This window comes from Marinobacter metalliresistant, assembly GCF_038098645.1.
Taxonomy (GTDB): domain Bacteria; phylum Pseudomonadota; class Gammaproteobacteria; order Pseudomonadales; family Oleiphilaceae; genus Marinobacter; species Marinobacter metalliresistant.
Genome location: NZ_CP101118.1, coordinates 730,314 through 742,877 on the forward strand (window position 1 = coordinate 730,314; position 12,564 = coordinate 742,877).

General features: G+C 57.9%; 9 protein-coding genes and 1 other RNA gene. 6 read left to right on the top strand and 4 right to left on the bottom strand.

The window, feature by feature from the left end; all coding sequences use genetic code 11:
- Positions 1 to 2: 2 nt before the first annotated feature.
- The 4 genes from NLK58_RS03430 to NLK58_RS03445 form a co-directional block, all read right to left on the bottom strand.
- Complete coding sequence (locus NLK58_RS03430; protein WP_341582045.1) at positions 3 to 326, bottom strand: YbaB/EbfC family nucleoid-associated protein; 324 nt, start codon at positions 324 to 326, stop codon at positions 3 to 5.
- Positions 323 to 2,107 carry a DNA polymerase III subunit gamma/tau gene (dnaX, locus tag NLK58_RS03435; protein WP_341582046.1) on the bottom strand — a complete coding sequence of 595 codons (1,785 nt, stop codon included), beginning with the start codon at positions 2,105 to 2,107 and terminating at the stop codon, positions 323 to 325. Before dnaX ends, NLK58_RS03430 begins: the two co-directional genes overlap by 4 nt.
- A 178-nt stretch (positions 2,108 to 2,285) precedes the next feature.
- An RNA gene (gene ffs / locus NLK58_RS03440) (signal recognition particle sRNA small type) lies at positions 2,286 to 2,382 on the bottom strand.
- A 109-nt stretch (positions 2,383 to 2,491) separates the two neighbouring features.
- A complete protein-coding gene (locus tag NLK58_RS03445; RefSeq protein ID WP_341582047.1) occupies positions 2,492 to 3,241 on the bottom strand; it encodes a 2OG-Fe(II) oxygenase in 750 nt (249 codons plus the stop codon).
- Positions 3,242 to 3,362: 121 nt separating this feature from the next.
- Between NLK58_RS03445 and NLK58_RS03450 the strand changes: the two genes are divergently transcribed.
- The 6 genes from NLK58_RS03450 (at position 3,363) to NLK58_RS03475 (ending at position 12,540) form a co-directional block, all read left to right on the top strand.
- A complete protein-coding gene (locus NLK58_RS03450; RefSeq protein WP_117617277.1) occupies positions 3,363 to 4,286 on the top strand; it encodes a D-hexose-6-phosphate mutarotase in 924 nt (307 codons plus the stop codon).
- Entirely contained in the window at positions 4,283 to 5,098 is an 816-nt protein-coding gene (locus NLK58_RS03455; protein WP_341582048.1) for a lysophospholipid acyltransferase family protein, read from the top strand. The genes NLK58_RS03450 and NLK58_RS03455 overlap by 4 nt, the downstream gene beginning before the upstream one ends.
- A complete protein-coding gene (locus tag NLK58_RS03460; protein WP_303286323.1) occupies positions 5,098 to 6,045 on the top strand; it encodes an SDR family oxidoreductase in 948 nt (315 codons plus the stop codon). The genes NLK58_RS03455 and NLK58_RS03460 overlap by 1 nt, the downstream gene beginning before the upstream one ends.
- A gap of 129 nt (positions 6,046 to 6,174) precedes the next feature.
- Complete coding sequence (prsK, locus tag NLK58_RS03465; RefSeq protein ID WP_341582049.1) at positions 6,175 to 8,310, top strand: XrtA/PEP-CTERM system histidine kinase PrsK; 2,136 nt, start codon at positions 6,175 to 6,177, stop codon at positions 8,308 to 8,310.
- A 152-nt stretch (positions 8,311 to 8,462) separates the two neighbouring features.
- Entirely contained in the window at positions 8,463 to 9,785 is a 1,323-nt protein-coding gene (prsR, locus tag NLK58_RS03470; protein WP_341582763.1) for a PEP-CTERM-box response regulator transcription factor, read from the top strand.
- A 52-nt stretch (positions 9,786 to 9,837) separates the two neighbouring features.
- Positions 9,838 to 12,540: a tetratricopeptide repeat protein gene (locus NLK58_RS03475; RefSeq protein ID WP_341582050.1), complete on the top strand. Its 2,703-nt coding sequence runs from the start codon at positions 9,838 to 9,840 to the stop codon at positions 12,538 to 12,540.
- Positions 12,541 to 12,564 lie beyond the last annotated feature (24 nt).

Consider the following 12,564-nt stretch of genomic DNA (forward strand, 5'->3'; position numbering starts at 1 on the left):
ATTCAGAACGGCATCTTGAAACCGGGAGGCAGGCCCAGGCCCGACATCATACCGGACATCTTATCCTTCTGATTGGCCTCAACCCGGCGTACGGCGTCATTCACTGCGGCAGCCAGAAGGTCCTCCAGAATGTCTTTTTCCTCGGACATCAGCGACGGATCAATAGCCACCTTGCGAACGTCGTGACGGCCGTTCATGGTTACTTTCACAAGCCCGGCACCGGCCTCACCGGTGACTTCCGCTTTCGCGATTTCTTCCTGGGCTTTCTGCATCTCTTCCTGCATTTTCTGGGCTTTTTTCATCATATCGCCCATATTGTTCATCATGCCTTATCTCCTGCTTGCCTTTTTGTCTTTGCAGTCTCCGCCGTCTCTACCGGCCGGATACTCTCTTCGACTACCCGCGCCCCGAATCGTTCAACAATAGACTGTACGACCGGGTCCCGCCGAATGGATGCTTCCGCCGCTTCCTGGCGGGCCCTTCGCTGCCCTGCGTCATAGGCCGCCGGTGTGTGCGGCCCCGGATCGCCCTGCTCTATACGTAACTGAATGGCGTCGCCAAAGCGGTTTCTCAAGGCGGCCAGGATCTTTTCCTCGTGCCGGCTGCTCAGGAGCCGTGCGTGGCCTTCGTCAATGGTCAGGGTGATCGCGTCACCATCCCGGGCCATGGCTCCGTGGCTGGCCAGATTGCCGGGCATACCTACAATGCCAAGCTCCGAAAAATCCCGGTGCCAGACAAATTCGCCCATAGGCTCGCGAGCAACGCTTTCGGGTTCTGACTCAGACTCGGGTTCTGACTCAGACTCCGGTTCTGGCTCAGACTCAAGCTCAGGTACGGACTGCTCAGGTTCAGGTTGCCCAGGCTCAGGTTGCTCAGGCTCCGGTTGCTCAGGCACGGACTGCTCAGGCTCAGGTTGCCCAGGCTCTGGCTGGTCAGGTTCCGGGGCCGGGTCGGGCTCATCCCGCGGCTCGGACGTGGCGCTTTGGCCGCCGGAACTTATGGCGGGCGGCTCCCGGCGATCAGCACCCGGCCGGAAAGCCAGCATCCTGAGCAGGGTCATCTCGAACCCCATACGGGCATCCGGCGTAATGGCCAGGTCTTTTCGACCAATCAGGGCAGACTGGTAGAACAGTTGGGCATCCTCGGCACTGAGTTTGCGGGCCAGGGACTGCACCTGTTCCGCATCGCCCAGGGCGTTATCGGCGCTTCCGGGCACCACCTGTTCCATGGTAACCCGGTGAAACAGGGAAAGCAGATCAGCCAGGATCACGCTGTAATCCGGTGCAAAATCCGAAATCCGGCTGATTTCCGCCAGCAGGGCCGGGCCATTCCCCTCAACCAGCGTACTCACGATACGTTCAATATCGCGCTGATCAATGGTGCCCAGCATATTGCTGACATCACCGGCCGCCAGTTTCTGGTTACCAAAAGCGATGGCCTGGTCGGTCAGACTCAGGGCATCCCGCATGCTGCCGTCCGCAGCACGGGCCAGAAGCCAGAGCGCCGGTTCCTCGAACGGAATCTCCTCCACGCCCAGCACGTGCCTCAGGTGGCCGGCAATGTGTTCCGGTGTCATCCGCTTGAGGTTGAACTGCAGGCACCGGGAAAGCACCGTCACCGGCAGTTTCTGGGGATCCGTCGTGGCCAGCAGGAACTTGACATGTTCCGGCGGCTCCTCAAGGGTTTTCAGGAAGGCATTGAACGACTGGTTGGTCAGCATGTGCACCTCGTCAATGAGGTACACCTTGTAGCGGCCGCGGCTTGGCGAGTACTGAACGTTGTCCGTCAGTTCCCGCATATCGTCCACGCCGGTGCGGGAGGCGGCATCAATTTCGATCAGGTCGACAAACCGGCCTTCCTGAATTTCCCTGCAGCTGGAGCATTCGCCGCAGGGATTCGGGGTAATGCCAGTTTCACAGTTGAGGCATCGGGCCAAAAGACGGCCGATGGTGGTCTTGCCCACCCCCCGGGTACCGGTGAACAGGTATGCGTGATGCAGACGCTGGCTTTCCAGGGCGTGAATCAACGCCTGGAGCACGTGTTCCTGGCCCACCATGTCCTCAAAGGTGCGTGGGCGCCATTTACGGGCAAGTACCTGGTAGCTCATGTTCCGTCAACTGCAGCGAAAAAACGGGCTTAACCTTAGCATGGACCGGTTGTGAGAAGAAGCAAACTTCATCCCGGAAACAGGCAGCAAAGGTTACGGGTATCGAGGAAAAATCAGAGTAATAACAACTAGCAAAATCAGAGTAACAACAACTACAGGAAGGGAAAACTGGGGGTGACTCCATCAGCGACACCCCGGCACACAATTCCACCGCTTCGGCTGCTCCCTTCCGGGCCTGACCGGGTTCACGGTTTCATGTTGCGGAGGCACCAATGGAGCCACCATAACGGCGTTTCAGGACAATTCCCTGAAAGCGGCGCGCATATTAGCAAAAGGGTTTGCCGACTACAATGAGAAATCCACAGCCACCGCAGATACCCGCTTTCAGAGCGGCAAGGGCACCTCGTCCTGGCGAAACCAGCAGGCCAGGCTGTAACGGGTACGATTCGCTGGAAGCACCTCGTGGGGGATCTCTTCACTCATGAACAATGCCATGCGACCGGCCTCGGGCAACACAGTGCCGCATGCCTCGTATTCAATATCCCGATTGAACACCTGAAGCGCGCCGCCGTGGGCTGCCTGCCAGTCCTCATTGAGATAGAGCACCAGGCTGACCACACGGGACGCACGGCCCTGAAAGCTGTCCAGATGCTTTTTGTAGAAATCCCCGGGATGATAAGTGGCGTAGTGCGTTTCAAACCGCTTCAGGCCGAGGAACAGGCGTTGATTCAGTCCCTGGCGGATAGCATCAAAGAATTCAAACAGGGCGGCCTGGGGCGCGGTGATCCCCTGCAGCCAGGCAATCTTGTCACGGCGAACCGACCGGTCACGCACCAGATCGTTGCCCCGGCCGATGCCCGCCCTTTGCATGGCATCCGTGCGGTCCAGAATTTCCACTTCCTGCTGTAACGCCGCCAACAGGTCGCTGCCCAGCCGGGCCCGCACATCCAGTGCCATCCAGCCCTGCTCGCTCAGCCCCAGGGCCAGCTCATCCAGCCAGATTTCAGAAACCGCGCCTGGCCGATCGTGCACCAGGCCCACTGACTGAACATCACTACCAGCAACAGCGACTTGCACCGCACTGGCAGGAGCGATCAGGGGATCATGAATGGGGGTGACAACGGGCGTTCCCATCGGCGGGCCTTATGCAGAATTTGCGCGTATTTTAGGCGCAATTCTCGCCGGAGCGGCAGTTTTAATTTACTCTCTGTATAAGCGAATACACTTAACCGGCTTCAGTCAGCAGTAGCTCACCATGTCAGAAAGCAGTAACAGGCCACCGATATCACTCACTCCGGGCCAGTGGTCCTTCACACGCTGGAAAACCATCGGGCAACTGGAAGCGCTTGAGGTGCACCACCCCCTGTTTCAGGCCACCATTGTCCTGCAAGGCGCCCACCTGGCCCGTTTTGCACCCCAGGACGAAGCGGACTGGCTGTGGATGAGCCCCACCGCCCGATTTGAACCGGGCCGGGCCATCCGCGGTGGCATTCCCGTTTGCTGGCCCTGGTTTGGCGATCCTGGCAAGAACGCACCAGAGGTCCGGAAACGGATTCATACCGAAAGCGCCCATGGCTTTGCCCGCACAGCCCTATGGAAGCTGGAGGACGTCCGCGAGAGCGCCCATGAGGTAGAAATCAGCCTGTCTCTGGACGCCAATGAGGATTTCAGCAATGTCTGGACCGGTCACGCCCTGGCCCTGTTCACCTTCAGCTTCTCTATCCGGGGTTGCCAGCTGGCACTGACCACCACAAACCTGGGGAATGACCCCCTCGCCTTCACCCAGGCTCTGCACAGCTATTTTCCCACCAGCGACATCAGCCGCACACGGGTTCTGGGGCTTGGTGGCAGTCAATACACAGATACCCTGGATAACTGGGAATACCGGACACAGGACGGCCCGGTCTATTTCGAAGGCGAAACCGACCGGATTTATGAGAGCGGTGAACCGCTGACTATCGTGACACCCAGAACCGGGCGTAAGCTTTCCGCTGTGGGCAGCGACTCAACGGTGGTCTGGAACCCCGGCCCCGCCAAGGCCGCAAAACTGTCGGACTTCCCGGACACGGCCTGGCAATCGATGCTGTGCGTCGAAACCGCCAATGCCGCAGGCGATTACCGGGTGTTAAATAATGGACAAAGCCACACCTTGGGCGTTTTTATCGGAAGGAAAGCATGAGCCTGGCATCGTTTCTGAAGTCCAGACTGGTTCCAGCGGAACTGGACGACCATATCAACCGGATCCGCAAACCCATCGGAACCCTCGGGTACGACCCCTGGGGCTACAATAACGAAACCATGAAGTATGGCCTGTCGATCACCAAACGGGTTTATGAGAAGTACTTCCGGGTAGAAACTCATGGGGTGGAAAATATACCCGCGGAAGGCCCCGTACTCATCATTGCCAATCACGGCGGCCAGCTACCGATTGACGGACTGCTGGTTGGTTACGCCCTCGCGACCCGAAAGGAAAATCCCCGCATCCCCCGGGCCATGATCGAACGCTTCTTCCCCACCGTGCCCTGGCTGGGCAATCTGCTCAACGAAGTGGGCGCGGTACTCGGAGACCCGGTCAACTGCGCCAAGATGCTCGCCAACGACGAAGCCGTCATCGTTTTCCCCGAAGGCGTGCGCGGTTCCGGCAAGCTCTACCAGGATCGCTACCAGCTCAAACGCTTCGGCAACGGCTTCATGCACCTGGCCATGAAGTACAAGGCGCCCATCGTGCCGGTAGGTGTGGTGGGCTGCGAGGAAACCATCCCGGCCATCGCCAACATCAAGCCCCTGGCCAAAGCCCTCGGCATCCCCTACGCCCCCGTTGCCCTGCCCGTGGTATTTCCGGCCAAGGTGCACCTGAATTTTGGAGCACCCATGGTTTTTGGCGACCTGGAAATTCCGGAAGAACAGGTCACTGAACGGGTGGAACAGGTCAAGGCCGAGATCAGCCGGCTGATCGACAAGGGACTGAGCGAACGGAAAAGGCTTTTCTGATGACCGAACAACGCAGACCCCACATCCTGATAACCGGTGCCGCCGGCGCCCTCGCCCAGCAGGTGATCAAACAGCTCCGGCACACCTGCGACCTGGTGGCGGTGGATTTCCGGGAACAGGTCTACCTGGGCGACGACATCCCCAGTTACTGCATCGATCTTAACAAACGCGTTTTCGAAGACCTGTTCCGGCGCTACCGGTTTGACGGCGTAATCCACATGGGCCGCATCATGTCCAGCCAGCTCACCCGTATGCGACGCTACAATGCGAATGTGCTCGGCACCCAGAAACTGCTGGACCTGAGCCACAAATACGGCATCAAGCGCGTGGTGGTGCTGTCTACGTTTCATGTCTACGGAGCGGTGGCCTACAACCCTGCGCTTATTGATGAGTCCGCACCGCTGAAAAGTGCCGGCCTGAGTGCCGATCTGGTGGATTCCGTGGAGCTGGAAAATCTGGCCAACATTTACCTTTGGCGTTACCCGGAACTGAACATCACCATTCTGCGGCCCTGCAACATCGTTGGCCCCGGTGTGCGCAATACCATCAGCACGCTGCTGGCGAGTGAGCGGGCACCGGTGCTGGCCGGCTTCTCCCCGATGATGCAGTTCATCCATATTGACGATATGGCAGACGCCATCGTCCTGGCCTATAAAAAACCGACACGGGGCGTGTACAACGTTGCCCCACAGGACTGGGTAGCTTACCAGCACGCACTCAAACTGTGTGGCTGCAAGCGCGTCCCGGTGCCTTCAATTCCACCTGCTTTGCCGAAATTCATCCTCGGTACCCTGAAGCTGAAAAGCTTTCCGTCCTATCTGCTGGCTTTCTTCAAATACCCGGTGGTGATTGACGGGCGGGCGTTTGCCAGGGAATTCAGCTTCAAACCCAAACGGCCACTGAAGGAGATTTTCCGGTTCTACCGGGACAACAAGAGGCCCGTTTAGTGCGCTCTGCGGTTTGTTGAGGTTACCCTGGGCGCGAAACGCGGCTATGCTCTTACTGGGGTTCATCTTTTGGGACTGGGGTTCATCTTTCTCAGCACCTTTTTCGGCAACCTTTCGGGGCAATAGGGCATGTTCAGTAACATGGACGTACTCAGCTACTCGCTGGCGGCAATTACCTTCGGGCTACTGGGAATATTGGTAGCCGCGCACCACTTGCGTCGTGGCGTGGACAGGGCACTTGCTTTCGCAGCGGCCACCTCGGCCCTATGGGCGCTTGCCATCGTTAGCCAGAGTCTCTGGGGGCACCCGGGCTTCAACGTTCGCTACCTGACCGAACTGGTCCGGGACGCCGCCTGGGTTTACCTGCTGTTTGCCCTGCTTAAAGACGGGCTCCGGGAAAACAGACTCACCGGCAAGGTGAAACAAATCCTCCGCGCCAGCGCTGTCATTCTGCTTGTTCTGTTAATCGGCACCGGTGTGATCGAGCATTTCGGAAGCGTCGACATCTCCACCGGCAAAGTCAAACTGCTTGGCCAGATTGGCCTTTCCCTGCTGGGCCTTTCGCTTGTGGAGCAGATCTGGAGAAACTCCCCCAACTTTGGCCGCTCCAGCATCAAATATGTCTGCATTGGCGTTGCCAGCATTCTCGGTTTTGATTTCTTCATGTATACCGATGCCCTGCTGTTTGGGCAGGTAGCGGATTCCTTCTGGAACGCCCGCGGGTTCGTTAATGCCCTGCTTACCCCCCTGCTCGCGGTCAACCTCATCAACACACGCAAACAACCTGTCAATTTCCAGCTGTCCCGTTCAGCGGTATTTCACGCCGGAACCCTGGTATTCGCAGGTGGTTATCTGTTGTTCCTGGCCATGGGTGGTTACTATGTTCAGGCACTCGGCGGTGAATGGGGCGATGCACTCCAGGTCCTGTTTTTCACGATCTCGCTGGTCTTCCTGACAACACTCATGCTGTCGCGACGAATCCGCGCCAGCATGATGGTGCGGATCAGCCAGAACTTTTTCGGCTACAAATACGATTACCGGGAAGAATGGCTGAAAATGACCCGGGAGCTGGCAGACCTTAGCAACGATCCGCCACTCCCTGAACGTGTAATCCGAATTCTGGCGGGCCTGGTCGAAAGCAATGGCGGTGCAATCTGGCTGAAAGGAGAAGGGCAAGACTATGTCCTGCAAGCTGTCGTCAACCTGTCCACCCCCAGGCACACCCTTATTGACAGTGATGCGGAGCTGGTCCGTTTTTTCTCAAACCGCGAATGGATTGTCGATTTGCATGAATACCAATCAGACCCGGTCGCCTACAACCTCATGGAAATACCGGATGCCATAGCAAAAACCCCCGACGGATGGCTGATCATTCCGCTGTATCTGGGCAACGATCTCTACGGAATGGCACTGATCGGTATCCCTTATACCCGTGTGGGCCTGAATTGGGAGAACTTTGACCTGATCAAGGTGGTTGCCCGCCAGACCTGCAACCTGCTCGCCCAGGCCGATGCGCAAAACCGGCTCTCCCGGGCGATGCAGTTCGAGGCGGTAAGCAAGGCCTCCGCCTTTATGGTTCACGACCTCAAAACAGTGATTGCCCAGCTGTCGCTTCTGGTGAAGAACGCGCCAAAGCACCGGAATAACCCCGCCTTTATTGATGACATGATCAACACCACCGACCATGCCGTGCGGAAAATGTCGAGCCTGGTGGATCACATTCGCAGACCTGGCGGCGATAATGAGGACCCGTTAAAGCCGGTAAATCTTACGAAGCTGGTAACAGAGCTTATCGAGCATCATCAACATCAGGCGCCAGCCCCGCATCTGGAAGGAGAAAGTCCGGATGTCATCATCAAGGCCGACCTTGAGCAGCTCCGTAGCGTTCTCGGCCACCTCATTCAAAACGCCCAGGACGCCACCCCGCGGAATGGCGAAATCACAATTGCCCTGAAAATCGCAAGAGGCAACGCGGTCCTGTTCATTCAGGATACGGGAACAGGCATGACCAAAGAATTTATCTCAAGTCAGTTATTCAAGCCATTCGAAAGCACCAAGGGGCTGACCGGCATGGGCATCGGCGCGTATCAGGCCCGCGAATACATCCGGAAAATCGGAGGCAACATTGATGTCACCAGTGAACCGGATATCGGCACTTGTTTTTCCATCCGGATCCCGCTCGCGAACGAAAAACCCACAACACAGGATGTCAAGGCATCGCAGCCAGTTTCCGTTTCCCAGGACCCCATGCAAAGCACCAATTAATTGTCGTCACTGAACAGGAACGGAAACCAGCATTGCAAAGTGCCAATATTCAGCCGAGAATCAGTAGTGAGGCAGTATCTTTAAAGGGACTTGTTGCCGTTGTGATCAAACGACTCTTGATTGTAGAAGATGACCCCGGTCTCCAGAGCCAGATGCGTTGGTGTTTCAGCGGAGACCTGGAAGTATCCCTGGCGTCGGACCGGGAGACGGCTCTGGCCTGCCTGCGGCGGGAGGAGCCGGAGGTGGTAACCCTTGATCTGGGGCTTCCACCGGACCCGGGTGGCGCCACAGAAGGCTTCAGACTGCTTGAGGACATTCTCCAGTTGGCGCCGATGACCAAGGTAATCGTCGTTACCGGTCGTGAAGACAAAGAAAACGCCGTGAAAGCCATTGGCATGGGCGCCAGCGACTTCTACCAGAAACCTCTGGATGCCGACATCCTTACCTTTGTAGTGAACCGTGCGTTCCGGCTGGCGGAGCTGGAAAGGGATAACCGGGAGCTCGCGCTCCAGCGTAATGGCACCAACATCAAGGGCATTGTTGCCGCCAGCCCCCAGATGCTCTCGATCTGCCGAACCCTCGAAAAAGTCGCTCCCACCGATGTCACCACGCTGATCACCGGAGAAACCGGCACCGGCAAAGAACTGCTGGCGCGCGCCCTTCACGATCTGAGCCATCGTGGGGAAAAACCTTTCGCCGCCATCAACTGTGCCGCCATCCCCGAAAACCTGCTCGAGAGCGAACTGTTCGGGTTCGAGAAAGGGTCGTTCACCGGTGCCACCCAAAGTAAGAAAGGTAAAATAGAAAGTGCAAACGGCGGCACCCTTTTCCTGGACGAGATTGGCGACATGCCTTTGGCCCTGCAGGCAAAGCTGCTGCGGTTCCTGCAGGAACGGGTGATCGACCGGGTTGGCTCGGTAAAACCGGTATCGGTGGACGTGCGTGTGGTGTGCGCCACCCACCAGGACGTTCAGGAGCTCATTAAGCAGGGCACTTTCCGCGAGGACCTATACTACCGCATCAGCGAAATCACCCTGGACGTACCTGCCCTGAGGGATCGGGAAGGAGATGCCCTTGTGGTCGCGCAGTCGTTGCTGCAATCCCTGGGCAAACAAATGGACCGCCCCAACCTCGCCTTTACTGAAGACGCCATCAAGGCCATCAAGGGCCACCCCTGGCCGGGCAATGTTCGGGAGATGATCAACAAGGTGAAACGGGCCATCATTATGGCGGATGGAAAACGGGTGACCGCTGCCGACTTGCAGCTCAGCTGCGACGAGGAAGGCCCGGAGAGCCAGCTCAACCTGCGACAAGTGCGTGAAAACGCCGAACGGGCGGCCATTTTACAGGCGCTTCAGTCCTGCGGCTTCAATATGGCACAGGCCTCGCGCCTGTTGGGCATCACCCGGCCAACGCTTTACAACCTGACCGACAAATACCGGATAAAAGCCTCACCGGAGTCGTCAAGCGCCTGATCAGAAAACAGGGAATCCAATACCAAACCCAACAGGGGAAAGGAACAGGGCCATGAAACCAGTGTCAGCAGTACGTGCCACCCTTCTTTCAGTTGCCATTTCGCTGGCCCTCACCGGTTGCGGCAATGACAACAACAATGAAATGAGCCAGGAAGAGATCCAGTATATCAGCCGCCTGGACCAGTCGCGTTTTTTCCAGCGCCAGGGTGAGCTCAAGGCCAGTACGCTGGAGGCGCGCAGTGCGATTGAATTGCAGCCAGATCGCATAGAGCCTTACCTTGTCATCATTAATAATCTGCTCACCGCCGGTGATGCCCGCAATGCCGAACGGCAACTGGATCAACTTCTCTCGAACGTTGGTGAACAGTCCATCAGCCAACAGAATCTCAACGAAGCAGCCCTGATCTGGGCCCAGGCCAGGCTGATGCAACAGAAACATGAAGAAGCACTGGTTGCCCTGGAGGACTTGCAGGACCCGGACAGGGCCCAGCAGCTGAAAGCCGCCCTTATCAAGGGGGACATCCACCTGGCGGCAGGTCGGTCGGACGCCGCCAGGGAAGCCTATTCCACCGCCCGGGACATCGATCCCAACGCAGCTGAGCCACTGATCGGGCTTTCGAAAGTGGCCTATACCCAGAATAAATCCGGGCAGGGTGACAAATACATTACCCAGGCTGAAGAGCGGAACCCGGACAACGTGGAACTCTGGCTCTGGAAAGCGAGGCTGGCCCACGCCGCCGGACAATGGGCTGACGCCGAGCAAGCTTACGCCAACGCACTGGAAACCATCGGCCAGTACGACATTATGACTTACCAAAAGTTCGAAACCATGACAGCGCTGATCGATGTCCTGCGGGAGCAGGGAAAATCCGCTGAAGCCTTTGTCTACGAGGAAATTCTCGCCAAATCAGCGCCTGGCACCATCAGGAGTAACCTGATAGCGGCACAGGAAGCGTTCAACAATGGCGAATTGAATAACGCCGCACGCTATCTTGAGGAAGTACTGGCCCAGGCACCGGGCCAGGAACAGGCCGCACTGATGCTGGGCCTTATTCGCTATCGCCAGGGGCGTCCGGAAGAAGCAGAAGCCCTGCTGGCGCCGGTTGCCACTATGGAAGACTCCGAACAGGCAAGGAAACTGCTTGCGGCCACCCGCCTCCAAATGCGCAACCCGGAAGGCGCCAGGGAAATTCTTGCCAATCTCAAAGACCAGGATTCAGACCCGGAAACCCTGGCGCTGGTGGGCATCGCCTCGCTGGTCAGCGGCGACAGCGAGAGCGGTGAACAGTTCATCGAAAAATCCCTGGATCTGGCCCCCGACAACAACAGCCTGCGGCTGCGATATGCAACCTATCTGGTGCGCACCGGCAAGACCGGCAGGGCCATTGAACAGGCCAACCGGGTACTGGAGAAGGATCCGGAATCGGAGCGGGCAAGGTTGCTGGTCGTCCAGGCCCATGTCTCCGCCAACGACAACGATGCAGCCATCGCCGCGGCTTCCGACTGGGTAAAGGAGCAACCCAAAAGTGTTGCCGCACTGGTTACTCGCGGCAATATCGCCGCCAACGCAGGGAATATCGAGGAAGCCAGGCGGTATTACCAGAGAGCGGTAGAGACGGATAGCGAGAACCCTGCCGGGCTTAACGCCCTTGGCAATCTCGCACGGTTGCGCGGTGAGACAGATCAGGCAAAAGACTACTACCGCCGTGCCATTGAACGGTTCCCGGACAATCGTCAGGCACTGCAGGGGATCTCCTCGGTTATGCCGCGTGAAGAACTGAAAGCGCTGATGGAGCGGGTCCGGGAGAAACAGCCGGGCGCGTATGGCCCCAGGCTGATATTGCTGGAATCGGCGCTGATTGACAACGACACCCAACGGGCCGATGAACTGACCGCGGGCCTGCTTGAACGGAAAGAAGAATCCAGCCCCGCCCCGGCAGAATCACTGGTTGCCTCCGTGTACCACGGTATTGCCACTCAGCTGGCCCAGCGGGACCGCCTGGAACAGGCCGCCGATGTGCTCCGCCGGGGCCGCATACTCTTCCCTGATAACGAAGAGATCGGTATCCAGGCGGCTGTTGTTGAGTTCACCCAGGGAAATGCCAAAGAAGCCCGGAACATCCTGAGAGACGTTAAACAACAACATCCCGAATCCGCGACTCCTTTCCGTATTGAAGCCCGCTATTTTGAAAGGCAGGAAAAGTACCAGGAAGCCGCCGAGCTCTATCAGCTTGCCCTTGAACGGGAACAAACCGCCGAGCTTGAATTAGCCTACGCCCGCTCTCTGGCCCGGTCGGGACAAAGCACTAAGGCGATCAAATCCCTCGAAAATGCGCGCCAGGCGTTTCCACGCAACCCTCAGGTGCTTATGAGCCTGGCCGTGCTGTATCAAGAAAACGAGGCACCGGACAAGGCGATACCCCCCTATGAAGAACTGCTTGAGGTAACCCCTCAAAACGTGGTGGCCCTCAACAACCTGGCGTGGATTTATCACCAGCAAGGCGACAACCGCGCCATGGAACTGGCCAGGAAAGCCTTCGAGCTGAACTCCGACAACGCCGCCATTGCCGACACCTACGGCTGGATCCTGTTCGAGGCGGGGCAAACAGAGGAAAGCCTGCCGGTGCTTGAAAAAGCCCACGAACTACAGCCTGATTCAGAGGAAATTGCGATGCACCTGGTTGAGGCCTATCGCGCCAATGGTCGCGATGCGGACGCAAAACGGGTGCTGGAGAAGTATGGTGACCGGGGGTAGCCTGGCTCACATGGCGGTTGCGCG